The 25,328-nt window shown below is 62.6% G+C and carries 26 protein-coding genes and 1 tRNA gene; 25 read left to right on the top strand and 2 right to left on the bottom strand.

Annotated elements, in window-relative coordinates:
- Positions 1-519 precede the first annotated feature (519 nt).
- The gene (locus SMD31_RS14680) at positions 520-1,188 is read right to left on the bottom strand and encodes an alpha/beta hydrolase (protein ID WP_320501650.1); all 669 of its coding nucleotides are present in this window, start codon (positions 1,186-1,188) and stop codon (positions 520-522) included.
- 248 nt (positions 1,189-1,436) lie between these two features.
- Between SMD31_RS14680 and epsC the strand changes: the two genes are divergently transcribed.
- The 14 genes from epsC (at position 1,437) to SMD31_RS14750 (ending at position 12,352) form a co-directional block, all read left to right on the top strand.
- The gene (gene epsC, locus SMD31_RS14685) at positions 1,437-2,204 is read left to right on the top strand and encodes a serine O-acetyltransferase EpsC (protein WP_320501651.1); all 768 of its coding nucleotides are present in this window, start codon (positions 1,437-1,439) and stop codon (positions 2,202-2,204) included.
- Between the two features lie 21 nt (positions 2,205-2,225).
- Entirely contained in the window at positions 2,226-2,732 is a 507-nt protein-coding gene (locus SMD31_RS14690) for an Rrf2 family transcriptional regulator (RefSeq protein ID WP_320501652.1), read from the top strand.
- 12 nt (positions 2,733-2,744) lie between these two features.
- A complete protein-coding gene (locus SMD31_RS14695; protein ID WP_320501653.1) occupies positions 2,745-3,890 on the top strand; it encodes a cysteine desulfurase family protein in 1,146 nt (381 codons plus the stop codon).
- A gap of 26 nt (positions 3,891-3,916) precedes the next feature.
- Positions 3,917-5,188 carry an IscS subfamily cysteine desulfurase gene (locus SMD31_RS14700; protein WP_320501654.1) on the top strand — a complete coding sequence of 424 codons (1,272 nt, stop codon included), beginning with the start codon at positions 3,917-3,919 and terminating at the stop codon, positions 5,186-5,188.
- Between the two features lie 36 nt (positions 5,189-5,224).
- A complete protein-coding gene (gene iscU, locus SMD31_RS14705; RefSeq protein WP_456077535.1) occupies positions 5,225-5,623 on the top strand; it encodes a Fe-S cluster assembly scaffold IscU in 399 nt (132 codons plus the stop codon).
- 104 nt (positions 5,624-5,727) lie between these two features.
- Entirely contained in the window at positions 5,728-6,048 is a 321-nt protein-coding gene (locus SMD31_RS14710; RefSeq protein ID WP_320501855.1) for a HesB/IscA family protein, read from the top strand.
- Between the two features lie 9 nt (positions 6,049-6,057).
- Positions 6,058-6,699: a Fe-S protein assembly co-chaperone HscB gene (gene hscB, locus SMD31_RS14715; RefSeq protein ID WP_320501655.1), complete on the top strand. Its 642-nt coding sequence runs from the start codon at positions 6,058-6,060 to the stop codon at positions 6,697-6,699.
- Entirely contained in the window at positions 6,699-8,591 is a 1,893-nt protein-coding gene (gene hscA / locus SMD31_RS14720) for a Fe-S protein assembly chaperone HscA (protein WP_320501656.1), read from the top strand. Before hscB ends, hscA begins: the two co-directional genes overlap by 1 nt.
- A 48-nt stretch (positions 8,592-8,639) precedes the next feature.
- Positions 8,640-8,972 (top strand): ferredoxin family 2Fe-2S iron-sulfur cluster binding protein, encoded by a 333-nt coding sequence (locus tag SMD31_RS14725; protein ID WP_320501657.1) that lies wholly within the window; start codon positions 8,640-8,642, stop codon positions 8,970-8,972.
- Positions 8,973-8,986: 14 nt separating this feature from the next.
- On the top strand, positions 8,987-9,193 hold the full coding sequence (iscX, locus tag SMD31_RS14730; RefSeq protein WP_320501658.1) for a Fe-S cluster assembly protein IscX: 207 nt from the start codon (positions 8,987-8,989) through the stop codon (positions 9,191-9,193).
- A 147-nt stretch (positions 9,194-9,340) separates the two neighbouring features.
- Entirely contained in the window at positions 9,341-10,654 is a 1,314-nt protein-coding gene (locus SMD31_RS14735; RefSeq protein ID WP_320501659.1) for an alpha/beta hydrolase, read from the top strand.
- Between the two features lie 26 nt (positions 10,655-10,680).
- Complete coding sequence (mnmA, locus tag SMD31_RS14740; protein WP_320501660.1) at positions 10,681-11,826, top strand: tRNA 2-thiouridine(34) synthase MnmA; 1,146 nt, start codon at positions 10,681-10,683, stop codon at positions 11,824-11,826.
- Between the two features lie 35 nt (positions 11,827-11,861).
- Positions 11,862-12,167 carry an SCP2 sterol-binding domain-containing protein gene (locus tag SMD31_RS14745; protein WP_320501661.1) on the top strand — a complete coding sequence of 102 codons (306 nt, stop codon included), beginning with the start codon at positions 11,862-11,864 and terminating at the stop codon, positions 12,165-12,167.
- 110 nt (positions 12,168-12,277) lie between these two features.
- Positions 12,278-12,352: transfer RNA gene (locus SMD31_RS14750), tRNA-Met, on the top strand.
- A gap of 288 nt (positions 12,353-12,640) precedes the next feature.
- Here the strand turns inward: SMD31_RS14750 and SMD31_RS14755 are convergent.
- Positions 12,641-13,351 (bottom strand): helix-turn-helix domain-containing protein, encoded by a 711-nt coding sequence (locus tag SMD31_RS14755; RefSeq protein WP_320501662.1) that lies wholly within the window; start codon positions 13,349-13,351, stop codon positions 12,641-12,643.
- Positions 13,352-13,596: 245 nt separating this feature from the next.
- On the opposite strand from SMD31_RS14755, the gene SMD31_RS14760 reads away from it, so the two are divergent.
- Genes SMD31_RS14760 through SMD31_RS14810 form a run of 11 tightly spaced genes read left to right on the top strand, consistent with a single transcriptional unit; the run spans position 13,597 to position 25,229 of the window.
- Complete coding sequence (locus SMD31_RS14760) at positions 13,597-14,817, top strand: NnrS family protein (RefSeq protein ID WP_320501663.1); 1,221 nt, start codon at positions 13,597-13,599, stop codon at positions 14,815-14,817.
- A 47-nt stretch (positions 14,818-14,864) separates the two neighbouring features.
- A complete protein-coding gene (locus SMD31_RS14765; RefSeq protein WP_320501664.1) occupies positions 14,865-15,323 on the top strand; it encodes a c-type cytochrome in 459 nt (152 codons plus the stop codon).
- 25 nt (positions 15,324-15,348) lie between these two features.
- Positions 15,349-15,789: a hypothetical protein gene (locus SMD31_RS14770; RefSeq protein ID WP_320501665.1), complete on the top strand. Its 441-nt coding sequence runs from the start codon at positions 15,349-15,351 to the stop codon at positions 15,787-15,789.
- On the top strand, positions 15,786-17,957 hold the full coding sequence (locus SMD31_RS14775; protein WP_320501666.1) for a 4Fe-4S binding protein: 2,172 nt from the start codon (positions 15,786-15,788) through the stop codon (positions 17,955-17,957). Before SMD31_RS14770 ends, SMD31_RS14775 begins: the two co-directional genes overlap by 4 nt.
- Positions 17,958-17,972: 15 nt before the next feature.
- Positions 17,973-19,910 carry a TAT-dependent nitrous-oxide reductase gene (nosZ, locus tag SMD31_RS14780; RefSeq protein WP_320501667.1) on the top strand — a complete coding sequence of 646 codons (1,938 nt, stop codon included), beginning with the start codon at positions 17,973-17,975 and terminating at the stop codon, positions 19,908-19,910.
- Positions 19,911-19,916: 6 nt separating this feature from the next.
- Positions 19,917-21,227: a nitrous oxide reductase family maturation protein NosD gene (locus tag SMD31_RS14785; RefSeq protein ID WP_320501668.1), complete on the top strand. Its 1,311-nt coding sequence runs from the start codon at positions 19,917-19,919 to the stop codon at positions 21,225-21,227.
- Positions 21,228-21,241: 14 nt separating this feature from the next.
- A complete protein-coding gene (locus SMD31_RS14790; protein ID WP_320501669.1) occupies positions 21,242-22,198 on the top strand; it encodes an ABC transporter ATP-binding protein in 957 nt (318 codons plus the stop codon).
- Positions 22,195-23,019, top strand: a complete 825-nt coding sequence (locus SMD31_RS14795; RefSeq protein WP_320501670.1) for an ABC transporter permease — start codon at positions 22,195-22,197, stop codon at positions 23,017-23,019. Before SMD31_RS14790 ends, SMD31_RS14795 begins: the two co-directional genes overlap by 4 nt.
- A complete protein-coding gene (locus tag SMD31_RS14800) occupies positions 23,016-23,519 on the top strand; it encodes a nitrous oxide reductase accessory protein NosL (protein WP_320501671.1) in 504 nt (167 codons plus the stop codon). Before SMD31_RS14795 ends, SMD31_RS14800 begins: the two co-directional genes overlap by 4 nt.
- A gap of 11 nt (positions 23,520-23,530) precedes the next feature.
- Positions 23,531-24,523, top strand: coding sequence for an FAD:protein FMN transferase (locus SMD31_RS14805; protein ID WP_320501672.1), 993 nt, complete (start codon positions 23,531-23,533; stop codon positions 24,521-24,523).
- Positions 24,507-25,229: an NnrU family protein gene (locus SMD31_RS14810; protein WP_320501673.1), complete on the top strand. Its 723-nt coding sequence runs from the start codon at positions 24,507-24,509 to the stop codon at positions 25,227-25,229. Before SMD31_RS14805 ends, SMD31_RS14810 begins: the two co-directional genes overlap by 17 nt.
- The last annotated feature ends 99 nt before the right edge of the window (positions 25,230-25,328 follow it).

Below are 25,328 nucleotides of genomic sequence, written 5' to 3' on the forward strand. Positions count from 1 at the left end.
GGCAATGGGTTTGCGGGGGGGGGGGGGCCTTGTCGGCCGTCCCGTTTTCCGGCCAGGCCGAACTGGCGTGTTTCCTTTATGTTCTTGACGAGGCGATGGGAATTTGATACTATGATCCTTGCGCGCTCCTGAATGTTGACCACCCTGGAACAGTTCGGCTGTCACCGGTGCAGGCTCCCTCTTTGTCTGGAGCGCAGGCCGGACCCACCCCGTGCCGCCTGAGCGGCGCGCTTTTTTTGAGCCTGTTTGCGAACCGGCTCCCCCGAGGTACGGCGGGGTTACGGCCGGATCCCTCTTGGATCGCGACGGGTCAAGCGATGCCCCATCGGGCTGCATGGATACGCAGTCTCCCCGGTCGCGCGGGAGAGCCGATCCCCCCGGATCCAAGGGAAAGCGGATCCCCTCAGGGTCGCGAGGAAAAGCGATCTCCTTTTGGCGTCGGCAGGAAAGCCGGCGCTAGGGGGCGCGTCGCTGCCCGTGCCTGTTCCAGGGATTACCCGCCGAGATCGGCATCGAAGATCACTTGCCGGCGCGGGCTTTCGCGGTCGCTTCCGGGATCGCAGTATCGAGGTAGTTGTTGCAAAGCCCGGTCATCTGGTCCAGATGCTCGGTGAAGAAGTGCGAGGCGCCGGGCACGATCTGGTAGTCGATCTTGATGCCGCGCTGGTGGCTGAGCTTGGTCACCAGCTTTTGCACCGATTCCTGCGGCACCACCGAATCCTGATCGCCCTGGATCACCAGGCCCGAAGACGGGCAGGGGGCCAGGAACGAGAAGTCATAGATGTTGGCAGGCGGTGCCACCGAGATGAAACCGGAGATTTCCGGGCGCCGCATCAGCAACTGCATGCCGATCCAGGCGCCGAACGAGAAACCGGCGATCCAGCATTGCGGGGCATTCGGGTTCCAGGTCTGCAGCCAATCGAGCGCCGCCGCGGCGTCCGAAAGCTCGCCTTCGCCGCGGTCGAACTTGCCCTGGGAGCGGCCGACGCCGCGGAAATTGAAGCGCAGGACCGAGAATCCCCGCTGCTGGAAGGTCTGGTACAGGCTGTAGACGACCTTGTTGTTCATCGTCCCGCCATGCTGCGGGTGCGGATGTAGCATCAGCGCTATAGGGGAATTCGGGGTGCTCGCCTGCTGATAGCGGCCCTCAAGCCGGCCTTCCGGCCCGTTCATAATGATCTCAGGCATCTTTTGTCCAATAAGCGCTATATATCAGCATGTTACGGGGTGACTGGCGAGGGTCGGATAAAGCCTTAGTTGACAGCCATGCGTGGAGAACAACCGGCCAGAACCCTTTTGTCAGACGATCAATACTTGATCGGCATAGTCAGGCATATTATATCACCTGCGAGCGGTGACCTCCGTCGTCTCCCGGGCCCATAGTTGAGTTTGCTGATCAGCTATTGGCCGAAACCGGCGGCGCGCTAATAAACACGATGGCGATGATGTTTTTCAAGAACATTGCGGCTGAGCTCGACGCAATCAAGTCCCGGGACCCCGCTGCGCGGTCGCGGCTGATGGTGGCGCTCACCTATCCGTGTTTCCATGCCATCCTGCTGCATCGTCTGGCCCGACCGGTCTATTTGGCCGGTTTTCCGACCCTTGCCAGAATAATTTCCCAATTTTCCCGTTTCATCACGGGTATCGAGATTCACCCCGGCGCCCAGATCGGCAAGCGCTTCTTCATCGACCACGGCATGGGCGTCGTGATCGGCGAGACGGCGGTCGTTGGCGATGACGTGACGCTCTATCACGACGTGACGCTCGGCGGCATTTCCCCGGCCATCAATTCGGCGGCCCAGGTCAATGTGAAGCGCCACCCGACCCTTGAAGACGGCGTCATCATCGGTGCCGGCGCGCAGGTCTTGGGCGACATCACCGTGGGCAAGGGCGCCCGTGTCGGCGGCAATGCCGTCGTCATCAAATCGGTGCCGGCCAATTCGGTCGCCGTCGGCGTGCCGGCCCGCATCGTTGTCCCGAAGGAATGCGGCAGCGAGTTTGCGGCCTATGGCCTGCCGACGCAGGATCTGCCCGATCCCGTGGCGCGCGCGATCGAAGGCCTGCTCGACCAGATCTCGCGCCTGCAATCGCGCATCGATGCGCTGGAAAGTGATCACCAGGGATTTGCTGCCGGCACCGCCGGTCAGCCGACGGACGGTAACGGCCACGAAACCGGTGACGTGCGCCGCTTCGGCCGTAACTGATAAAGCTTTAGGAGACGTGTCATGAGATTGAGCACCAAGGGCCGCTACGCCGTCATGGCGCTTGTCGACCTTGCGACCAACAGCCAGGGTCGGCCCGTATCATTGGCCGATATTTCGGGCCGGCAGGAGATTTCGCTCTCCTATCTCGAGCAGCTGTTCGCCAAGCTGCGGCGTGCCGGTCTGGTGAAATCGGTTCGTGGGCCGGGCGGCGGCTATCTGCTGGCGCGGCCTGCCGATGATACGCGCATTGCCGATGCGATTCTTGCCGTCGACGAGCCCATCCGCGCCACGCGCTGCAAGCCCAACACGGCAACCGGCTGCCATTCCGACAAGTCGCGCTGCCTCACCCATGATCTTTGGGAAGAGCTGTCGCGCCAGATCCATCTGTTCCTCAGCTCGGTCTCGCTTGCCGATGTGGTCGAGCGTCGCGTGCTGGGGACCGCTCACAAGGTCGACGGCGCGACGGCAGCCCCCGCCACGAACGGCGCTGCACAGCCGGCCGAATCCTCGGCTGCGGCGGCGGAGTAAGCAGGCAAGATCATGACACGCGGCGTCTACATGGACTGGAATGCGACCGCCCCGCTGCGCGCATCTGCGCTGGCGGCGATGTCGGCCGCGTTGCAGGAGGTCGGCAATCCGTCCTCCGTCCATGCCTTTGGCCGCCGTGCCCGCGCCTGGGTCGATCATGCGCGTGACGCGGTCGCCAGCCTGGTGAACGCGCGCGCCGCACTGGTGACCTTTACCTCCGGCGGGACCGAGGCCAACAATCTGGCGCTCCATGCGCGTCAGGGTCGCCCGCTCATCGTCAGTGCCATCGAACACGAATCCGTGCTGCGTCCCGCGCGCCTTGCCGGCGCGCAGATTGCCCGCGTCGGCCGCAATGGCGAGATCGACATGGCGCACCTTGCTTACCTGATCGACAAGGCCGAACGACCGGCCTTCGTCTCGGTGATGCTCGCCAATAACGAGACCGGCGTCATCCAGCCCGTGGCCGAGATTGCCCGCGTCGCCAAGTCGAAGGGCGCGCTGGTGCATTGCGATGCCATCCAGGCGGCGGGTCGCATACCGGTCGACATCAACGAACTCGGCGTCGATTTCCTGACGCTTTCCGCCCACAAGATCGGCGGACCGCAAGGTGTCGGTGCGCTGATCCTCGGCGGCGATCTGCCGGTCGAGCCCTTCGTGCAGGGCGGTGGGCAGGAACGCAACCGTCGGGGCGGCACCGAAAATGTCGCGGCCATCGCCGGCTTCGGTGCCGCGGCGCATGAAGCGGCAACGCTCAACGACATGGACCGGATCGCGGCCTTGCGCGATCATCTGGAAGAGCAACTTGCGGGTTTCGGGCAGCCGGTGACGATCTTCGGCCGCGCTGCCCAGCGCCTGCCCAACACCAGCTGCTTTGCCAGCGGCACCAAGACTGCCGAAACGCTGGTGATGGCGATGGATCTGGCCGGCATCGCCATTTCGGCCGGTTCTGCCTGCTCGTCCGGCAAGGTGCGGCCCAGCCATGTCATCTCGGCCATGGGCTTTGACGCTGCGACCTCGGGGTCAGCCATTCGCGTGAGCCTGGGCTGGCAGAACTCGGCGGAAGACATAAATCAGTTTGTAACGGCCTGGGGGCGCGTGCAGCGCACAGGGCCGGCGCGCAGTAGCGACGCGGCGGATGCTCGCATCTCGGCCGCTTGAGTGAATGGAAGGGTGAACAGGTCATCATGAATATCGCGAACCAGAATATTAAGTCGGCGAACCAGGAGCATGCGGGTGTGAATCTGCCCAAGCTGCCGATCTATCTGGATTACCAGGCGACGACGCCCTGCGATCCACGCGTGGTTGAGGCGATGCTGCCGTTTTTCACCGAGCATTTCGGCAATCCGCATTCCCGGAACCACAAATACGGCTGGGATGCCGAGGCGGCGGTCGAAAAGGCGCGCGCCCAGATCGCCAGCATCATCAAGGCCGACGAGAAGGAAATCATCTTCACCTCGGGCGCCACGGAATCGAACAACCTGGCGATCAAGGGCGTGGCACGGTTTTTCAAGGACAAGAAGAACCACATCATCACCACCAATACCGAGCATAAATGCGTGCTCGATTCCTGCCGCCATCTCGAGCAGGAAGGCTTCAAGATCACCTATTTGCCGGTGCAGCAGAACGGCCTGATCAATCTCGACGATTTGCGCAACGCGATCACGCCGCAGACGGTGCTGGTCTCGATCATGGCGGTCAACAACGAGATCGGTGTCGTCCAGCCGCTGGCCGAGATCGGCAAGCTGTGCCGCGAGAAGGGCGTGTTCTTCCACACCGATGCAGCACAAGCCGTGGGCAAGATTCCGCTCGATGTCGACGCGATGAACATCGACCTGCTCTCGATCTCCGGCCACAAGATCTACGGGCCCAAGGGCATCGGCGCGCTCTATGTTCGCCGCAAGCCGCGCGTGCGCTTGGAAGCCCTCATTCATGGTGGCGGCCAGGAGCGCGGCTTCCGTTCCGGCACGCTGCCGACCCCGCTTTGCGTCGGATTGGGTGAGGCTTGCGCGATCGCCGAAAAGGAAATGGGCGCCGAGAGCGAGCGTCTGAAGAAGTTGCAGCAGCGTTTCCTCGACGGTATCCGCGCCAAGCTCGACGAGGTCTATCTCAACGGCGATGCAGAACACCGCATCCCGGGCAACCTCAATCTTTCCTTCGCCCATGTCGAAGGCGAGGGCCTGATGATGGGGATCAAGGATCTTTGCGTCTCGTCGGGTTCGGCGTGCACCTCGGCGTCGCTGGAGCCTTCTTACGTGCTGCGCGCGCTGGGCGTCGAAATCGAGATGGCGCACACATCGCTCCGGATCGGCATCGGCCGCTTCACCACCGAGCAGGAAGTGGATTACGCCGTCGAGCATCTCGTCCAGGCGGTGCAGCGCCTGCGTGAAATGAGCCCGCTCTGGGAAATGGCGCAAGCGGGTATTGATATCAAGTCGATCCAATGGGCCGAGCACTAATCAGCCAGGCATTGGAAGAGTTCAAAGGAGCACATCATGTATAGCGAAAAAGTCGTCGACCACTACGAGAACCCCCGCAATGTCGGTGGTTTCGGCAAAGAAGAAGCAGGCATCGGCACGGGCCTCGTTGGCGCGCCGGCTTGCGGCGACGTCATGAAGCTGCAGATCAAAGTCGGCGCCGACGGCCGCATCGAGGACGCCAAGTTCAAGACCTTTGGCTGTGGCTCGGCCATTGCCTCGTCGTCGCTTGCGACCGAATGGGTGAAGGGCAAGACGCTCGACGAAGCGGCGAGCATCAAGAACACCGAGATCGCGCAGCACCTGGCCTTGCCGCCGGTCAAGATCCATTGCTCGGTCCTCGCCGAAGACGCGATCAAGGCGGCAATCAAGGATTACCGCGAGAAGACCGGCACGGCGGAGAAGGCTGCAGAATGAGCGACGCGACCACCGCAAACGGAACGGCAGACACGCCGGCTCAGGCCGCGCCGGTCCCAGCGGCACCAGCCGCTCGGCCGGCGCGTCGCCCGAAGCCGGCCGCGATGACCGTGACACCGGCGGCGGCTGCGCGCGTGCAGGAACTGCTCGCCAAGCGCGGCAAGCCGTCGGTCGGCATCCGCATCGGCGTGCGCTCGAAGGGCTGCTCGGGTCTCTCCTATACGATCGAGTATGCCGACGAGCGCGGTCCCGCCGATGAGTCGGTCGAGCAGGAAGGTGTCACCATCCTGATCGATCCCAAGGCGTCGCTGTTCATCTTCGGCACCGAGATGGATTTCGTGGAAGAGAAGCTGCAATCCGGCTTCGTCTTCCGCAATCCGAACGAGAAGGGACGCTGCGGCTGCGGCGAATCCTTCCACGTCTGAGCGAGTATCATGTCTGTGGTCCAGAACATCGGCGGGGCAGGGAGCGCCGGGTCGGAGTTTGTGGCCTGCTGGTCCTGCAAGGGACCGGTAGCGAGCCGCGCCCTCTTTTGCCATACCTGCGGCGCCGTGCAGGCGCCAGGCTCGACCGATCACTTCACGCGTCTCGGGCTTACCCCCAGCTTCGATATCGACGACGACAAGCTCGAGAAGCAATATCTCGGCTTCCAGCGCGTGCTGCATCCAGACCGCTTCGCGGGCAAACCGGCCAAGGAACGCGCCATCGCCGAATCCCAGGCAGTGGCGCTCAACGAGGCCTATGAAACACTCGACGACCCGCTGAAGCGCGCCACTTATCTGCTCCGCCTCAAAGGCGTCGTCTCGGAGGCCGCCGCCGACAAGACCGTCAATGATCCAGCGCTCCTGATGGAGGCGATGGAAAAGCGCGAGGCACTGTCCGAGGCCGAGAGCGCCGAGGCGATCGAGAAACTCACCGTCGCCGCGGCAGGGGATGCCATTGAGATGCTGAGCGAGATCTCGAAGGCCTTCGCCGCCGACGATCTGGACGCCGCCAACCGAGCGGTGCTGCGTCTGCGGTATCTGCGGAAATTCCTGGAAGAAGCGCGCCTGCGTCGCGCGGCGTTGGAAGACTGATGTTACTGCAGATTCACGAACCCGGCGAGACGCCGGAACCGCATGCCTTGGAGCGCAGCCAAGCGATCGGCATCGATCTTGGCACGACCAATTCCGTGGTTGCGATGGTGACCGGGGATCATCCCGAGGTGTTGCGGGACGCAACCGGCGATGGCCTTGTTCCGTCGGTCGTCTCATATGCCTATGAGGAACCGGCAGTCGGACGCCAGGCGTTGAACGATCTGGCCGAGTTTCCTGACTTTGTCGTCTCGTCCATCAAGCGCTTGATGGGCCGCGGTCCCGAAGACGTGAAGCGCCTTGCGGGTGCGCTCCCTTATGACGTCGTGCCCAATGAAGATGGCAAGGGCGGCATGGTGCGCCTCAAGGTCGGTGACCAGATCCTGACCCCTGTGGAAATTTCAGCGGAGATCCTGAAGGCGCTGAAGGCGCGCGCCGAGATCAGCCTGGGCCACAGAATCGAGAAGGCCGTCATCACGGTGCCGGCCTATTTCGACGATGCGGCGCGGACGGCGACGAAGGATGCGGCGCGCCTCGCCGGCCTCGAAGTCTTGCGCCTTGTCAACGAGCCGACGGCTGCTGCCTTGGCCTATGGCCTCGACACCGCTGCCGAGGGCATCTATGCCGTCTACGATCTGGGTGGCGGCACCTTCGACATCTCGCTGCTGAAGCTGCAGAAGGGCGTGTTCCAGGTGCTGGCGACTGGCGGCGATGCGCAATTGGGTGGCGATGATTTCGATCATGCCCTGGCCGCCTGGGCAATGCGCCGTACCGGCATCGAGGGCCTCACCTCCGGCGAGGCGAAGATCCTGCTGCAGGCGGCGCGTGCCGCGAAAGAGCGCCTCACCACGGCCTCGGGCGCCGAGCTCAAGGCGAAGGTCGCTGGCCATGATGTGCGTCAGTCGATCGATCGCGGGACTTTCGAAGTCCTGATCGAGCCGTTATTGGGCCGCACCTTGCGCGCCTGCCGCCAGGTGCTCGAAGACGCCAAGCTGACGGCTGCCGATGTGAAGGGCGTGGTGCTGGTGGGCGGTTCGACCCGCGTGCCGCTGGTGCGTGCCTTCGTTGCCGATTTCTTCAAGCAGGAGCCGCTCGCCAATATCGATCCCGACGAAGTGGTCGCGGTCGGCGCGGCGTTGCAGGCCAAGGCATTGACGCAAGGGTCGGATACCTTGCTGCTCGATGTCATACCCCTCTCGCTCGGTATCGAGACGATGGGCGGCATCGTCGAAAAGGTGGTTGATCGCAACACCGCGATCCCGGTCACCAAGGCGCAGGATTTCACCACTTATCAGGATGGCCAGACCGGCATGCTGATTCATGTGGTGCAGGGTGAACGCGAGACGGTCGACGCCTGCCGCTCACTGGGCCGGTTCGAACTCAAAGGCATTCCGCCGATGGTGGCGGGTGCTGCACGCATTCGCGTCACCTATGCGGTCGATGCTGATGGACTGCTGACGGTCAGTGCCGAGGAAAAGACGACCGGCGTCAAATCCGAGATCGCGGTTAAGCCATCTTATGGCCTCACCGATGACGAGATGGCTGACATGCTGCGGGACAGCCTGACCTATGCCCGCGATGACATGGAAAAGCGCCTGCTTCTCGAATCCCGGGTGGAGGCGGAGCGGGTGCTCCTCGCCCTCAATGCGGCCTTGAAGGCTGATGGCACCTTGCTGGCGCCAGAGGAACGGAATGAGATCGACCGGGTGGCGCAGAAGGTTCGGGACGCCATTGCCGGGGAGGAGCGGGACCGGGTGCACAATTCCATGGAGGAATTGGACCGGGCGACCCACAACTTTGCCCAGAAACGCATGGACCGGGCCATTCAGGCGGCCCTCAAAGGCCAACGGCTTGACGAAGTCGAAGCGGGTATGGCACCTGACGCCTCAAATTGACGGATTTCGGGCCCGGACGTTCGGGTTCCAGTTGGAGATGAAGACAAAATGGCCAAGATGACGTTCGTGAAGCCGGATGGGACCCGGGTCGAGTGCGAGGCCCCGCTGGGCCTCAGCGTGCTGGAGATCGCCCATCGCAACAGCATTGATCTGGAAGGCGCCTGCGAAGGGTCGCTCGCCTGTTCGACCTGCCACGTGATCATCGATCCGGAATGGTACGACGTCCTCAAGGAAGCCAGCGAAGACGAGGAAGACATGCTCGATCTCGCCTTCGGCCTCACCCACACCTCGCGCCTTGGCTGCCAGATCAAGATGACGGAAGAGCTCGACGGCCTCGTTGTCAGCCTGCCGTCCGCCACCCGCAACATGCAGGTCGGCTGAAGGATCCATTCGTCATGGCGAAGAAGCTGCGCTGGACCGACGTGCACGACATCGCCATCGAGCTGGAGGACCTGCATCCCGACGTCGATGTGGTGAACCTGCGCTTCACGGATCTGTGGAAGTGGGTGCAGGAGATCCCCGATTTCGAGGATGATCCGCAAAAGAGCAACGAGAAGATCCTCGAAGCCATCCAAATGGCCTGGATCGAGGAACGTGAGTAAGCCGCGTTATGCTTGCGGCATCTTGCATCAACCCCTCACCCCGACCCTCTCCCCGCTATCGCGGGGCGAGGGAGTTTACACCGAGTGCTGGTCTAAAGCCCCTCGCCCCGCTGGCGGGGAGAGGGGTTGGGGTGAGGGGCGTTCCGCATGAGCCCTAATGGCGGCCTAGCGCGGCTTCTTGCAAAACCCTGGATCGATCCCTTGTGCCTCTGGGGCATGGGGTGGCTGCTGCCGGCGGCGCGCTGCTGGGCGGCGGCGGGGGCCGGCGATGTCGACGCCTTTGCCAAGACGCTGAAGCTCCATGCCGTGCCCGGCGGCATTGCCGCGCGGGTGCAGCAGACGGCGGAACTCGGCCGCATCTCCGCCGCAGCACAAGCGCGCTGGATCGATGCCGCATTCGATCATGGAAACGATCTCCTCAGCGCGGAACGCGCCCGGCGCGAGGCGGCGCATAATTACCTCGGCCATCGGTTCAATTACATCTGGTTTGCGCGGCGTTCTGGCGTGCCGGCGGTGCAGGTCGATGTGCCGCTGCCGGGCGATCTCGAGCAGGTGACGGCGGGTGCGGCGCCGGATGCATTCTTTGCGCTGCCTAACGACCTGCCCAAGGTCGAAATGAGCCATGTCATCGCGCATGACGATGTGCGCGAATACTGGCTGCGCTTCCCGTCGCCCGACGATGCCGCCGATACCTGCTGGGTGCACGTTTACGAGGGGAAGCAGAAAGACTTGCCGAGCCTGATCTTCGGCCATGGCTTTGCCATGGAGATGGAGATGATGCGCGGCGACCTCAGAGGTTATCGCAGCCTCGCGGCCCTGGGATGCCGCATCCTGCTGCCCGATGCGCCGGGGCATAACCGGCGCGTTGCAGCCGGGCTTTATGGCGGCGAGAGCTTCATGCGCCGGCCGCCGCTTTCCGGCCTCACGCATTTCCGCCAGACGGCGCGCGAACTTGGGACCATTATCGACTGGTGCCGTGCGCATGGCAGCCAGCGCGTCGCCTTGGGCGGCACCAGCCTGGGTGCCCTGACGGCACAGGTGCTGGCCGAGCGCATGGGGACATGGCGTGAGAGTGCCAAGCCAGACACGCTGATGCTGCTGACCACGACCGACAAGGTGAGCGCGCTCACCTTCAACTCATCGCTTGCCACCATCACGCGGCTTGATGAGGCGGCGAAGCTTGCCGGCTGGGGCGAGGCGGAAATAGCCGCCATGGGCAGGTTCACGGATTGCACGGCGACCCCGCCCATCGACCCCGACCGGATCGTGTTGCTGATCGGCACCCGGGACGACGTCACCCCTTATGACGGCGGCCGGCGCATGGCCGAAAACTGGCGGATTCCGCCGGAAAACCTGTTCGTGCGCGAGCAGGGCCATTTCTCCGCCGCGATAGGATTGGAGGCCGATCCCGCCCCCTTCCGGCGCACGATAGCCTTGCTGAAGGGTCATTTGGGCGCTTGAGGCAGAGGGTGATATAAGCTCGACCCATGAACTCACTCGGCATTCATAAGGCACCCGCCGATACCCGCGTCGTCGTCGCCATGTCCGGCGGTGTCGACAGCTCCGTCGTGGCAGCGCTCTTGAAGGAGCAGGGCTATGACGTGGTCGGCGTGACGCTGCAGCTCTACGACCATGGCGTCGCCTTGGCGCGGAAAGGTGCCTGCTGTGCGGGCCAAGACATCTATGACGCGCGGATGGTCGCTGAACGGCTAGACTTTCCGCATTACGTCCTCGATTACGAGAGCAAGTTCTCCGACGCGGTGATGCAGGAGTTTGCAGACTCGTATCTCAAGGGCGAGACGCCGATCCCCTGTGTCCGCTGCAATCAGCGGGTCAAGTTCCGCGACCTCCTCGAACAGGCGCGCGACCTCGGCGGTGATTGCCTCGCCACCGGGCATTACGTGCGCCGCGTCGAAACGCCCAAGGGCGCCGAACTCCATCGCGGCAGCGATCCCTCGCGCGACCAGAGCTATTTCCTGTTTGCCACCACCCAAGCCCAGCTCGACTACCTCCGCTTTCCCTTGGGCGACTTGCCGAAGACCGAGACGCGGGCGCTTGCCGCGCGCTTCGGGCTCGAGGTTGCCAACAAGCCGGACAGCCAGGACATCTGCTTCGTTCCCAACGGCAATTATGTGAGCGTCGTCGAGCGCCTGCGCCCCGGTGCCGCCGAACCCGGCGAGATCGTGCATGTCGATGGCCGCGTCATGGGGCAGCATCAGGGCATCGTCCATTACACGATCGGCCAACGCCGCGGCATCGGCGTCAATGAGAAGAGCACCAACAACGAGCCGCTCTACGTCGTGCGCATCGATGCCGCGACGAAGCGCGTGATTGTGGGACCGAAAGCGAGCCTTGCGCGCGACCTCATCACCTTGCGCGAGATGAACTGGCTGGGTCGCGCGGGCGAAGCGATGGAGGACGTCGCGGTCGATGTGAAGCTGCGCTCGATGAGTGCGGCCGCTCCCGGTCGCCTCAGCATCGGTGCTGATGGAACGGCCGAGATCGTCCTCAACGATCCGCAATTCGGCATCGCACCGGGGCAGGCGGCGGTCGCCTATATGGGGGACCGGGTTCTGGGCGGCGGGTGGATTGCGGCGACGGCCAAGCTCGGGCAGGATATCGCTGCCGAATAAGCGGGCAGGCTGAATAAGCGGGGAGGGGGTTCCGGATGAGCGTCGATGAGCTGGTCGAAGAAATGCGCCGCCGCGCCGGGCAGAATTTGAAGCTCGGCTACAAGGTGAAGTTCGTGCTGGGCGATGAGGGCATCATCTCCTGGGACGGGACCGAGCATCCCCCGGTGATCGAGGAAGGGGATAAGGGCGACGCCAACACCACCATCACCATCACCCCGGAAAACCTCGAAAAGCTGATGGCCGGCAAGCTCGACCCGACGCTCGGCTACATGACCGGCAAGCTCAAGGTCGAGGGCAGCATGGGGGTGGCTCTGAAGCTCACCTCGATGTTCTCGGATTGAGGCGAATCCCGCTTTAATCCCAAGGGTTTGCGTAATCCTTGACAGTGCCCCCAGGGCCCCTATATACGCTTCCCCGACCGGCCGGGCGCAATACCCCGGCGCAGGCGTGTGGCACCGTAGCTCAGCGGTAGAGCAGGGGAATCATAATCCCTTGGTCGGCGGTTCAAATCCGTCCGGTGCTACCATTTTCATCCCACTGAAATTAGACATAAACTCGGTGAGAAGCGCCTGATATATCGGCACGTCTCGACATCGAATCCAGTGTCGGATGTGGCACGAAATTTTAGTGTCGCTTCCCGGAAATGAGATGCTCTGTCTTCGGGTTACGAAGCCCGCGCCAGTTAAAGCAGACTTGCGCGAATGAGCAGCTGCCCGCTTCCTTGTGCTTAAGCCGCGGAAGTCAGGCTGCGGCAAAGCATAGAACTCACCGCTTACTGGTCACGTCCAAGTTCTATCGCACCAGGCAACGGCCATCACCGCAGATCATCCTCGGCACTGAAGGCGCGCAGCGTTGCAACATCCGCCACCTGGGCATGGCGGCCGCTGACTTCGACGCCCAAGGGCTTCAATTGCGTCAGGGAGCGGGAAAGATTTTCCGCAGTCATCCCCAGCCAGCTGGCCAGAGAGCGCCGATCGATCGGCAAGTCAAATGTCGCCGGGCCGGTATGGATACCCTGGGTCAGCGACAGGAGATAGCGGGCAAGGCGTTGCCCGCCGGAGCGCAGCTTCTGATCCTTGAGCTGCCGGGACAATAATCGCCAATGCCGCGCCAGCATGAGGCTTGTCGCCTTGGCAAAGGCCGCTTCCTGGTCGAGCAGTTCGCGGACCAACGTCGCCGGCACAAACGCGATGCGCGACACTGCCATCACGTGGGCCGACATCATGTACGGCATGTTGAGCAGGACGGCGGCCAGGATGAGCGCCTCGCCCGGCCCGAACATCTCGATGATCGCCCCATCATCCGGCGCGCTCCGGCCGTCGGTCGCCGGCGCTTCGCCAACAAGCGCCACACGACCCTGCAGGATCACGTGGAGGAATTGCGCCATCTGCCCTTGTTCAAAGAGCACGGCATCGGCCGGCTCGGTCTGGACGAAGCAGTGCGCCTGCAATTTGGTGCGCGCGTCAGCAGACAGGCCGTCAAAGAGGGACAGATCGAGAAGTGGGCTAACGGAGGAGTGTGGCATCGCACCGAACCGTCGTTGTCAGACGCATTTGACTACAGACTTAACAGGCGCCGATGGGGTTTCACATACATCGATCGCACACACTTGATGTTTATCAAGCCTCTGCTTGATGAACAATAAGTATTTAGAATTTAAAGAAAAAATCTGTGCGTCAATGGTCTCGGCTTGATTCACATCAAGCATGAATGTCTGGGCCTGGCTCAATCTCGGCGCGTTCCTCATCAGCCGCACCGGTCGTCAGCACCATGTCCGAGACTCGTTTCATCGCCGTCGAGCCAGAGCACCGCCAAGCGTCGCGCTTTGCCTTGTTCGACTATGGCTTCCGCCCCTTCTTTCTCATCGGGGCGTGCCAAGCGGCTGTGGCTGTGCCGATCTGGGTTGCGATCTGGCGCGGAAGCCTGGGCTGGCAGCCGACACTGCCGCCAGCCCTGTGGCACGGGCATGAGATGCTGTTCGGTTTCGCCACCGCGGCACTTGCCGGCTTCATGCTCACAGCCGTGCCCAATTGGACCGGCGGCGCCGCGATCCGTGGTTGGAAGCTGATGCTGCTGGTAGCTCTGTGGCTCGCCGGCCGTATCGCCGCTTTCACCCCTTGGCCGGATTTCTTCGCGCTCGTCGACATCGCCTTTCTGCCCGCGCTGGCATTGACGCTGGGTCCCGGCATTCTGCTGCGCAATGGGCGCCGGAACGGCATTCTGGTCGCGATATTGCTGTTGCTGGCCTTTCTCAATGCCGGTGTTCATTTCGACGGCTGGGGATGGACCGGGCTTTCGGGCGCGTTCCTGAGCGGCAGTTGGTCCTTGCGCGTCGCCATCGCCGTCTTTGCCCTCCTCATCGGCCTGATCGGTGGGCGCATCGTGCCGGCCTTTACCCAGGGCGGCATGAAGATGAGCGGCGTGCCGTTCCAGATCACCGGGCACCGCCTGGTCGATGGCGCGGCCGTGCTCAGCCTGGCCTTCCATCTGCTGGCCACCGGGCTTGATCTGGCATCAACCATAATCGGGGTCGCGGCGCTGATCGCAGCGCTTGCCAATGCGCTGCGGTTATTGCGCTGGCAAGGATGGCGCACGCTCGGCGTACCGCTCGTCTGGGTTCTTCACCTTGGCTACGCCTGGCTCGTCGTTGGCTTGCTGCTCTCCGGTCTCGCTGTCTTCGATCTCGTGCCGGCGGCGAGCGGCATCCACGCGCTGACGGCCGGATCGTTCAGCACGATGATCATGGCGGTGATGAGCCGTGCGTCACTTGGTCATACCGGGCGGCAATTGATCGCAAGCCGGGCCACGGCGGTCGCCTATCTGGCACTGACCGCCGCGGCATTGTTGCGAGTCCTCGCGCCCTTCGCCGGAAATGGCGAGCCGGCGCTGATTGATTGCGCCGGTCTGTTCTGGTCCCTCGCCTTCCTCATTTTCATCCAGCAATACCTGCCGATCCTGATCGGGGCGCGCCCCGACGGGCGGCCCGGTTGAACCCCGATTGATTCAGATCAACACGCGTAACGCCACGGAGATTAAAGATGAACATCAAATATACCTTCACAAAAGGCATGGTCATGAAGACAAGCTTGCAGACCGGTTTGACGGCACTGTCGCTCCTTGGCGTCCTGACATTCGGCATCTCCGCCAGCCGGGCCGATTGCCCCGTGCCGCCGAGCCTCAACCAGTGCAAGACCTGCCACGCGCTTGACGCCAGCAAGCCCTCGCGCGCGACAGGCCCGAACCTGCACGGGATTCCCGGCCAGCCCGCGCTCCATGCGGCGGACTTCAAGGGCTACTCACCGGCGATGAAGGCGGCGCAAGCCAAGGGTCTCACCTGGAACGACGACAATCTCTTCAAATATCTGGGCGATCCGAAGGCGTTCCTGGCCGAGGTCAATGGCGAGCCGTTGAAGAACGCGATGATGTTCCAGATGAAGGACGAGACCAAGCGCAAGGCCGCGATCGAGGGGCTGAAGACCATGGCGGCCTGCCAGTAACACCGGGAAGCGGAACCAGAATCACATGATCGGCACCGAACGCATACTCGCAGCCCTCCGGCTACGACGCCTGGCGATCGGCATGTTGCTGGTGCCGCTACTGGTGCTCAATCTTGTCGCCGCCAGCCTCGGCACCAGCCACATGGCCCGGGCCAGTGCGTTCGACGATGTCGTTGCGCGGTCCCGTTGCCTCACCGGTACGGACGCGATGCTACCAGGGAAAGCCCCGGTAAAGTCCGAGAAGCATCAGCCTTGCCCGGCTTGCGCAACAGCCTGCACCACGGGCTGCTGCGCCGGTCCGGCGCTGTTGGGCGCCGGCATGTCGGCCAGCGAACGGCGCCTGGCCGCCAGCCTGAATGCCACGCACATGCCGATCACCTATCTGGCCGTGCCGCTGCAATTCCGCTCGTCCCTACATGCCCAGGCGCCCCCGCTGCGCCAGCGCGGCCAGAGTTTTGACGCATGATGACCCGTATCCTCCGCAGCCTGCTTGTTCTTGGCATCCTTGTCGCAGCGCTGCTCCAAGTCCAGCCGGCGCTGGCCAAGGGGTTTGGCGCCTATCTCGCCGACATCAAGCCGGAAGAGGTTTTCCCAGGCGCCGATCACTTTGGGCCGCGCGAGGGAAATCCGCCCTCGATGGCCGCCTTCAAGGGCGATGCATTGCTGGGCTACGTGTTTGAGACCGCCGATATCGGCTATTCCGGCAAGCCGATCCGCCTGCTGGTGGGCTTGGACAAGAGCGGCGTCATTCGCGGCGCCAAGGTGATGGAGCATCACGAGCCGATCCTGCTGGTCGGCATCCCACCCGAAAAGCTCACCGCCTTCGTCGATTCCTATGTCGGCCGCAACATCGTCACCAAGGTCGCCGGCGACGCAAACGCGGTGGACGCGATCAGTGGTGCGACCGTCACCGCCATTGTCATCAATGACGGCATCAGCCGTGCCGCCATGCAGGTTGCTAAGGCCCGGGGCCTCGCCGGCTTCGAAGCCGCCACCGCAGCAACGGGCAAGCGCTCGCTCGTCGATATCCCCTTCGCCAAGGCCGATTGGCAGTCGCTGCTGGGCGACGGGTCGGTGCGGCGCCTGCATCTTCTTAACAGCGACGTTGACGCGGCGTTTCAGAAAATCGGTGTCGGCAGCCCAGAGCCTTATGCCCGCGCTGGCGTCCCCACCGAGCAGTTCGTCGATCTTTATGTGTCGATGGTGTCGGTTGAGGGGATCGGCCGCAACCTGCTGGGCGATGCCGAATTCGAGCGGCTCGGCCACTGGCTGAAACCCGGCCAGCAGGCCATCCTGATCGCCGCCAACGGCGACTATTCCTTCCGCGGATCCGGCTTCGTGCGCGGCGGCATCTTCGACCGCTTCCAATTGGTACAGGACCAGACCTCGATCCTTTTCAAGGATCATGACTACCGCCGCATGGGCGATCTGCCAGACGGCGTTCCGACCTTCAAGGAAGCCGGCCTCTTCCGCATTCCCGACGGCGTCGCCTTTGATCCCACTGCAGATTGGGAGATCAAGCTGCTGGCGCAGCGCCCGACGGGTCCGACGCAGAAGGCCTTCACCAGTTTCCCGTTGCGCTATCATCTGCCCGATCGCTTCATCCACGCCGAGGCCCTGGCGGCGCCTGCCGCGACACCCGCGGCCACCACGCCGGAAGCCGCCCCGGCGAGCGACCTGTGGAAGAAGATCTGGCGCGGCAGAATCGTCGACATCATCATCCTGTCGCTGTCACTGGCGCTGTTGACCCTCATCTTCTTCTTCCAGGATGAGTTGGTGAAGAAAGGCAAGCTCTTCACGTATCTTCGCGTCGGCTATCTCGTCTTCTCAGTGGTGTGGATCGGCGGCTGGGCCCAGGCGCAGCTCTCGGTCGTCAACGTGCTGACCTTCACGGGCGCCCTGGTCAGCGGTGGCTTCCGCTGGGAACAATTCCTGCTTGAGCCGCTCATCTTCATTCTGTGGTGTGCGACCGCCGTTTCATTGCTCTTCTGGGGTCGCGGGCCGTTCTGCGGCTGGCTGTGCCCGTTCGGATCGCTGCAGGAACTGCTCAACCATCTGGCCCGCCGCATCGGCATTCGGCAGATCGCCATACCCTTCCATTGGCATGAGCGCCTGTGGCCGATCAAATACATCATCTTTCTCGGCCTCTTCGGGTTAAGCCTCAATGAATTCGCGCTGGCCGAGCAGTTTGCCGAGGTGGAGCCCTTCAAGACCGTCGTGCTGCTGCGCTTCATCCGTGACTGGCCGTTCGTCGTCTGGGCCGTCGCAATGCTTGTGGCCGGCCTCTTCATCGAACGCTTCTTCTGTCGCTATCTCTGCCCGCTGGGTGCTGCCTTGGCGATTCCCGGCCGCGGGCGGCTCTTCGAATGGCTGAAGCGGCGCAAGCAATGCGGCTTTGAATGCCAGCTCTGTGCCAAGCGCTGCCCGGTGCAGGCCATCCATCCGCTGGGCCAGATCAATCCCAATGAATGCGTCTATTGCATGCAGTGCCAGGTCATCTACTGGGACGATTCGACCTGCCCGCCGCTGCTGCTGAAGAAAACCGGTCGCGGCAAGAAGCCGGCGCCGCGCCCAACACCCCCTGCGGTCGCGGCCCCAACCGTACCGAAATCTGTCGAAACAGCATCCGTTTGAAAGAGGAGGAGTACCATGACTAAGAACACGGAAGACACCACTGGGCATGCCAGCATCAGCCGGCGTGACATATTGGGTGGCAGCGTCGCCTTGTCGTCGCTTGCCGTGGCAGGTGCTGGTGGCGCCGTCATTGGCGGCGCGGCCGGAATCCTTGCTACGCCAAAGGCCGCCGTCGCTGCGGAAACGGACGAAGTCAGCGTCCCTCCGGGAAAGCTAGACGAATATGTCGGCTTCTGGAGCAGCGGCCAGACGGGCGAAGTGCGCGTCCTCGGCCTGCCGTCGATGCGCGAGCTTGTCCGTATCCCGGTTTTCAACCGCTGCAGTGCGACGGGTTGGGGTCAGACGAATGAAAGCCTGAAGATCCTGACCGAGGGCCTGCTGCCCAAGACCAAGGAATGGCTGGCCAAGCGCGGCATGAAGACCTTCGAGAACGGCGATTGCCATCATCCGCGCCCCTCGGTCACGGATGGCTCCTATGACGGTCGCTATGTCTTCATCAACGACAAGGCCAACACCCGCCTTGCCCGCATCCGCCTCGATGTGATGAAGGTTGACAAGATCATCGAGATCCCGAATGCGCATTCGATCCACGGTCTGCGCGTGCAGCGCTACCCGAAGACCGGCTATGTCTATTGCAATGGCGAGAACCGCATTCCGCTCCTCAATGACGGACGTGAGCTCGAGGACGTCAAGGCGTGGCGGTCGGTCTTCACGGCGGTTGACGGCGATACGATGAAGGTTGCCTGGCAGGTCATCGTCAGCGGCAACCTCGACAACAATGACGCCGACTATAAGGGCAAGTATGCCGCCTCGACCTGCTACAATTCCGAGGAAGGCGTCACTGTTGAGGAAATGACTGCCTCCGAAACCGACCATGCCGTCTTCTTCGACATCAAGGCGATCGAGAAAGGCGTTGCCGACGGCAAGGCCAAGATGATCAACGGCGTGCCGGTACTCGATGGCACCAAGCAAGCCAAATCGCCCTACACGCTCTATATCCCGATCGCCAACTCGCCGCATGGATGCAATGCCAGCCCCGACGGCAAGTATGTGGTCATCAACGGCAAGCTGTCGCCCACCACGACGGTGATCGAATGGGACAAGCTGGACGACATCTTTGCCGGCAAGGCCGAGCCGACGACGGCCATCGTCGCCAACGTTGAACTGGGGCTTGGGCCACTCCATACCTCGTTCGACGGCCGTGGCAATGCCTATACCTCGCTCTTCCTCGACTCCCAGGTCGTCAAATGGAACATCGACGAGGCGATCCGGCAGTTCAAGGGCGAGAACGTCAATCCCATCAAGCAGAAGCTCGACGTGAACTACCAGGTCGGTCACGTCAACGCCTCGATGAGCGAGACAAAGGATGCCGACGGCAAATGGCTGGTGGCGTTGTGCAAGTTCTCCAAGGATCGGTTCATCAATGTCGGTCCGCTGAAGCCGGAGAACGACCAGCTGATCGACATCTCGGGCGACGAGATGAAGCTGGTGCATGACGGCGCCAACTTCGCCGAACCGCATGACGGCACGATCATGAAAGCCAACATGATCAACCCGCTGGAAATCTGGAAGCGCGACGACCCGATGTGGGAAGACGCCCGAGAGATGGCCAAGAAGGACGGCGTCAAGCTGGAGGAGGACAACAAGGTCATCCGTGACGGCAACAAGGTGCGCGTCTACATGACGTCGGCGGCGCCCGCCTTCGGCGTCACCAGCTTCAAGGTGAAGCTTGGCGACGAGGTTACCGTCATCCAGACCAATATCGACGATGTCGTGGACCTGACCCACGGCTTCACCATGGTCGATTACGGTGTCGCGATGGAGATCGGGCCGCAAGCGACGTCGTCGGTGACCTTCGTCGCCGACAAGCCCGGCGTCTATTACTACTACTGCCAGTGGTTCTGCCATGCGCTCCATATGGAGATGTCTGGGCAGATGCTGGTAGAGGCCTAAGCGACCATGCGCCGGTCGGACGCCATTCTTCTGGCGATCATGCTCGCGGTGGCGGGCATGCCGGCCGGTGCATGGGCCAAGACCATCACCGTGGCGGCCGGCGGCAACACCCTCATCGAGGCTGTTGCCGCCGCGTCTCCCGGCGATATGCTGGATTTACAGCCGGGGCGCCATCAAGGCCCGGTGCTGATCGCCAAGACACTCGCGCTCATCGGTGCTGACGGCGCCGAAGTGGTCGGGAATGGGGAAGGCAGCGTTATCCGCATCGAGGCCGCGGGCGTCACCATTCGTAACCTCACCATCACCGGCTCGGGCACCAACACCACCAATATCGACGGTGGAATCTATGTCGCCCAGGGAGCCGACGACCCGGTCATTGAAAACAACCGCCTGGACCAAAATCAGTTCGGCATCAGTCTGCATGGGCCAAAGCGGGCCATCGTCCGCAACAATGTCGTCACCAACCGCAATGATCTGTGGCTGAACAGTCGCGGCAATGGCATCCACATGTGGAACAATGTCGGCTCGCGCATCGAAGACAACATCGTCACTGGCGGTCGCGACGGCATCTTCGTCCAGTTGGGCAGCGATAACATCATCACCGGCAACAAGTTCAGCCATCTGCGCTTTGCCGTTCACTACATGTATTCAAAGCGCGGATCCGTTTCCGACAACGTGTCGATCGGCAACCATATCGGCTATGCGCTGATGTATTCCGACCAGTTGATCATCAAGGGCAATATCAGCGTGAAGGACCGCGATTACGGCCTGATGCTCAATTCGGCCCGCAAAGGCGACATCCGCGACAATGTCATCTATGGGACCGCCGACAAGTGCCTGTTCTTCTATCTGGCGGTCAAGAATCAGCTCATCGGCAATCGCTTCGAGGATTGCGGCATCGGCGTCCATGTGACGGGATCCGATGCCAATCTCATCGGCGGCAACGCGTTTATCGGCAATCATGTCCAGATGCATTATGCCGGCACCAAATTCCATGAATGGTCGATCGACGGACGCGGCAATTACTGGAGCGACAATCCGGCCTTCGATCTCAATGGCGACGGCATGGCGGATACCGCCTACCGGCCGAACGACATCGTCGACTGGGTGGTGTGGCGCTATCCGCTGTCAAAATTGCTGATGTCGAGCCCGGCCATGGAGATCCTGCGCGTCGGGCAGAGCCAATTTCCAGCGCTTTACCCGGGCGGTGTCGTCGACTCGCATCCTCTTATGACGGCGCCAACCGCGCCACGCGCGTTGCCGGAGATCCCGGCCGATGTGAAGTGGGAAGAAGGCAAGGCAGACCCATCATCATGAATGTCGTGACGAAAATGACCCTTTTTGAGCAAGGTCCAGCAGGCGTGGCGCCCGCCATTCACGCCAGCCATCTGGTGAAACAATATGGCACGCATCGCGCGGTCGACGGGGTTGAGCTGATGATCGAGCCTGGCCGTACCGTGGCGTTGATCGGCCACAATGGCGCCGGCAAGACCACGTTGATGAAGCTGATCCTGGGGCTGATCCGGCCCAGCGCCGGCGATCTCGTGGTGCTGGGGGCGAGGCCATCGCTCGCTGGTCTCGACTATCGGCGGCAGATCGGGTTCCTCCCGGAGAATGTCGCCTTTCATGACGAACTCACCGGCACGCAGACATTGCGCTTCTATGCCGATCTCAAAAGCGCCCCGCGATCGCAATGCGCGGAATTGCTGGAGCGCGTCGGCTTGAGCTTTGCGGCCGGGCGGCGGGTCAAGACCTATTCGAAGGGTATGCGGCAGCGCCTCGGCCTGGCGCAGGCCTTGCTCGGCGTGCCGCGCCTCCTGTTGCTGGACGAACCGACGACGGGGCTCGATCCGAACTCGCGGCGGGAATTCTTCGCCATCATCCGCGAGCTTTCCGCGCGCGGTGCGACGGTGATCATCTCCTCCCACATACTGACCGAGTTGGAAGCGCAGACCGATCTGGTTGCCATCATGAAGGGCGGGCATCTGGTCGGTCTCGGGCCGCTGGAGACATTGCGCAGCCAGGCGGCCCTTCCGGTGCGTTTCGTGGTGGGTTGTCGCGGTTCCGCCGAAACCCTCTCAACCCATCTCGCCGATCTCGATGCATGCGTGATCAACCAGGACGCCTTGATGGTGGCCTGCCCGGTGGCAGATAAAATGACGACCCTGGCGCGTCTGGTGGCGCTCGGGGCGGCGGTGACCGATATCGATATTCGGCATCCGGGGCTTGACGAGATCTACAATCATTTCAGTCCGCAGCCGGCCGACCGGACAGGGGGTGCCGCATGAGAGCGATTTTGATCATCGCCCGCAAGGAGATTACCGACGGCCTGCGCAACCGGTGGGTTCTGGGCGCCACGTTGCTGCTCTCTGGCCTCGGCTTTGCCCTTGCCTTTCTCGGCAGCGCCCCTAGTGGCCAGTTGGACGTCAAACCGCTGGCGGTCATCGTCGTCAGCCTTTCCAGCCTCACCATCTTCCTGATGCCGCTCATCGCCCTGCTGATCTCCTATGACGCGATCGTGGGCGAGATCGAGCGCGGCTGCATGTTGCTGCTGCTGACCTATCCGGTGACCAAGGGCCAGATCCTGGTCGGCAAGTTCCTGGGCCATACCGGCATCCTTGCCATCGCCACATTGGTGGGCTATGGCGCGGCCGGGATGGCCGCCGCAATGAGCGGCGATGCCGACATTCAATCCTGGAAGGCCTTCGCCAATCTCATTATCAGCTCGATTCTGCTGGGCTGTGCCTTCCTGGCGCTCGCCTATTGGGTCAGTGCCTCGGTGCGGGAGCGCAGCACGGCGGCCGGAATCGCCATCGGCATCTGGTTCGCCATGGTCGTCATCTATGACCTCATGTTGATGGGTCTGTTGATCGGCACCAAGGGCTGGATCGACGACAAGGTCTTCCCCTATCTGCTCCTTGCCAACCCCGCCGATATCTATCGCCTGCTTAACCTCACCGCTTTCGACAATATCCGCAGCTTCTCCGGCATGGCCGGCTTGAGCGAGCAGGCTCAGTTCGCGCCCACGACATTGCTGGTGGCGCTGCTCGCTTGGATTGCCGTGCCGCTGCTGCTGGCCGGGCGTCGTTTTGTCAGGAGTGAATCATGAAGACCTTTCTTGTGGCCGGTGCGGCGGCCTTGATGTTGCTGCTGGCCGCCTGCTCGCCGGAAGAGGACGCCGCATTGCCGCTGCCGTTGGAGCCGGATGCCAATTCGATCGCCTATTTCTGCCATATGGCTTTGACCGAGCACGAGGGGCCCAAGGGGCAGTTGTTCCTGCGCGGCCAGGCGGCCCCCGTCTGGTTCTCTTCGCCCGGCGAGGTTTTCATGTTCCTCGCCACCGAGTTGGCGCAGCCACGCGATCTTCGCGCCGTCTATGTCAACGATATGGGCCGCGGCAGTTGGGAAAAGCCAGAGGTCGGCGCCTGGATCGAAGCCGACAAAGCGTTCTATGTGGTCGGCAGCAGCAAGACCGGCGCCATGGGTGAGAAAGAGGCGGTTCCCTTCGCCGACAAGGATGCGGCCGTTCAATTCGCGACGCAGTTCGGTGGCCATGTCCTCGATTTCGACCGGGCCAAGGTGGCGATGAATCCCGAGACCGGCAGCTAAGGGAGACGGCGATGTCGACTCCTCGCACCTATTCACGCCGCCGCGTCCTGTCGATCCTGGCGGCGGCAACGATCCTGCCGCTGGGCAAGGCGCAAGCCCGTGTGCCCAACATGCAGCCCTATCGTTGGCAGGGATTGGCATTGGGCGCTGAAGCGGACTTGACGCTCTATGCCGAAACGGAATCGGTGGCGATGGAGGCCATCGCTGCGTCGCTCGCGGAGATCGACCGGCTGGAGCGGATCTTCAGCCTGCACCGGCCGGATTCGGCCATCAGCCAATTGAACCGGGTGGGCACATTGCCGGCGCCGCCGGTTGAATTTGTCGAACTTCTTTCCCTCGCCCTGACCCTCGCCGAGCGTACCGATGGTCGCTTCGATCCCAGCATTCAGCCGCTCTGGCAGCTTTACGCAAAGGCCGGGCCGGCCGCTGCCGAACTTGATGAGGGGCAGCTCAAGGCCACGCAAGCACTGGTCGATTGGCGCAACGTTGCGCTCTCGCCCAGCGTGGTCACCTTTGGGCGTCCCGGTATGCAATTGACACTCAATGGTATCGCGCAAGGGTATATCAGCGACCGCATCGCCATCCTTCTCCAGGGGCGCGGCTTTACCCATGCGCTGGTCAATCTCGGTGAATTGCAGGCGCTTGGCAGCAGGGCCGACGGATCGCCCTGGCAGATCGGATTGTCGGCGCCGCATGACCGTGCGGATTTGCGCGAGACCGAATTGTTGTCCTCCGGCGCCATGGCGACATCCGCCGCCGCCGGGCTCAGTTTCGACCGGACGGGCAACTACAACCACATCGTCAATGCCCGGAGCCTGCAATGTGCCGACCCGCGCTTCAGTGTGACTGTGCGCAGCCAATCTGCGGCCGTGGCTGACGGCTTGTCGACGGTCGGCACCCTGATGCTGCAGGAGAGGGATGCCTTCACCGATCTTTTGCGGCAGTTCGTGGCACGGGCCATCATCATCGACGAGCAGCAAGCGCCGCTTGTTCGCCTCGGGTAACATCATCTCCGGCCTGGATGGTTGGGGCGAGTTCGCGGCGGCGCTGGCACTGTTCTTTCTGTCGCATGGCATTTCGGCCTCGCCGCGCTTGCGCCAGATGCTGCGGCACCACCTTGGTCGCCGCTGCTATGGCGCGCTCTATGGCACTCTGTCGCTGATCATCTTCTACTGGCTGATTCAATCGGCCGGCCGGGCACCCTATGTCGAGCTCTGGGGTACGGCACCATGGCAGTATCTTGTGCCGCATATCGCGATGCCGATCGCCTGCCTGCTGCTCGCTTGCGGTATTGGGGTGGTTAACCCGTTCAGCCTGGGCGGCACCGCCGGACCTTTCTCGCCCCGGGCACCCGGCATTGCCGGAGTCACGCGTCACCCCCTGCTTTGGGCGGTCATATTGTGGGCGATGGCGCATCTTTTTCCCAATGGTGACGTGGCGCATTTGCTTTTATTCGCGTCGCTGGGACTCTATGGCGTTGTCGGCACGCTGCTCTTTGATGCCCGTCGCCGGGCCGCATGGGGTCCGTCGCAATGGCTTGCTTTCTCAGCTCATACCTCCTGGCTTCCTGGTTGGGCTTTGATGACGGGCCGATGGCGTGGCGACGTGCGGCAACTGCCGTGGCGACGCTTGATCGCCGCGATGGGCCTCTATGTCGGCATCCTTTTCAGCCACGCGATCATCATCGGCGCAACGCCCCGGCCATTCTGATATTCCTACGACTAGGAAAACGATTTTTGATTATTATCAAGTGGCGCCATTCATCCGTTGGTTGATTTGCCTCAATGACCGTGTTTATCGTTCTGCCAT

Origin of the sequence: Dongia rigui, assembly GCF_034044635.1 — a bacterium.
In the GTDB taxonomy this organism is placed as follows: Bacteria; Pseudomonadota; Alphaproteobacteria; order Dongiales; family Dongiaceae; genus Dongia; species Dongia rigui.

Bases quoted from the DNA above. Each gene is read 5' to 3' on its own strand.
- SMD31_RS14680 (WP_320501650.1), bottom strand. From the start codon at position 1,188: ATGCCTGAGATCATTATGAACGGGCCGGAAGGCCGGCTTGAGGGCCGC.
- epsC (WP_320501651.1), top strand. From the start codon at position 1,437: ATGGCGATGATGTTTTTCAAGAACATTGCGGCTGAGCTCGACGCAATC.
- SMD31_RS14690 (WP_320501652.1), top strand. From the start codon at position 2,226: ATGAGATTGAGCACCAAGGGCCGCTACGCCGTCATGGCGCTTGTCGAC.
- SMD31_RS14695 (WP_320501653.1), top strand. From the start codon at position 2,745: ATGACACGCGGCGTCTACATGGACTGGAATGCGACCGCCCCGCTGCGC.
- SMD31_RS14700 (WP_320501654.1), top strand. From the start codon at position 3,917: ATGAATATCGCGAACCAGAATATTAAGTCGGCGAACCAGGAGCATGCG.
- iscU (WP_456077535.1), top strand. From the start codon at position 5,225: ATGTATAGCGAAAAAGTCGTCGACCACTACGAGAACCCCCGCAATGTC.
- SMD31_RS14710 (WP_320501855.1), top strand. From the start codon at position 5,728: ATGACCGTGACACCGGCGGCGGCTGCGCGCGTGCAGGAACTGCTCGCC.
- hscB (WP_320501655.1), top strand. From the start codon at position 6,058: ATGTCTGTGGTCCAGAACATCGGCGGGGCAGGGAGCGCCGGGTCGGAG.
- hscA (WP_320501656.1), top strand. From the start codon at position 6,699: ATGTTACTGCAGATTCACGAACCCGGCGAGACGCCGGAACCGCATGCC.
- SMD31_RS14725 (WP_320501657.1), top strand. From the start codon at position 8,640: ATGGCCAAGATGACGTTCGTGAAGCCGGATGGGACCCGGGTCGAGTGC.
- iscX (WP_320501658.1), top strand. From the start codon at position 8,987: ATGGCGAAGAAGCTGCGCTGGACCGACGTGCACGACATCGCCATCGAG.
- SMD31_RS14735 (WP_320501659.1), top strand. From the start codon at position 9,341: ATGAGCCCTAATGGCGGCCTAGCGCGGCTTCTTGCAAAACCCTGGATC.
- mnmA (WP_320501660.1), top strand. From the start codon at position 10,681: ATGAACTCACTCGGCATTCATAAGGCACCCGCCGATACCCGCGTCGTC.
- SMD31_RS14745 (WP_320501661.1), top strand. From the start codon at position 11,862: ATGAGCGTCGATGAGCTGGTCGAAGAAATGCGCCGCCGCGCCGGGCAG.
- SMD31_RS14755 (WP_320501662.1), bottom strand. From the start codon at position 13,351: ATGCCACACTCCTCCGTTAGCCCACTTCTCGATCTGTCCCTCTTTGAC.
- SMD31_RS14760 (WP_320501663.1), top strand. From the start codon at position 13,597: ATGTCCGAGACTCGTTTCATCGCCGTCGAGCCAGAGCACCGCCAAGCG.
- SMD31_RS14765 (WP_320501664.1), top strand. From the start codon at position 14,865: ATGAACATCAAATATACCTTCACAAAAGGCATGGTCATGAAGACAAGC.
- SMD31_RS14770 (WP_320501665.1), top strand. From the start codon at position 15,349: ATGATCGGCACCGAACGCATACTCGCAGCCCTCCGGCTACGACGCCTG.
- SMD31_RS14775 (WP_320501666.1), top strand. From the start codon at position 15,786: ATGATGACCCGTATCCTCCGCAGCCTGCTTGTTCTTGGCATCCTTGTC.
- nosZ (WP_320501667.1), top strand. From the start codon at position 17,973: ATGACTAAGAACACGGAAGACACCACTGGGCATGCCAGCATCAGCCGG.
- SMD31_RS14785 (WP_320501668.1), top strand. From the start codon at position 19,917: ATGCGCCGGTCGGACGCCATTCTTCTGGCGATCATGCTCGCGGTGGCG.
- SMD31_RS14790 (WP_320501669.1), top strand. From the start codon at position 21,242: ATGACCCTTTTTGAGCAAGGTCCAGCAGGCGTGGCGCCCGCCATTCAC.
- SMD31_RS14795 (WP_320501670.1), top strand. From the start codon at position 22,195: ATGAGAGCGATTTTGATCATCGCCCGCAAGGAGATTACCGACGGCCTG.
- SMD31_RS14800 (WP_320501671.1), top strand. From the start codon at position 23,016: ATGAAGACCTTTCTTGTGGCCGGTGCGGCGGCCTTGATGTTGCTGCTG.
- SMD31_RS14805 (WP_320501672.1), top strand. From the start codon at position 23,531: ATGTCGACTCCTCGCACCTATTCACGCCGCCGCGTCCTGTCGATCCTG.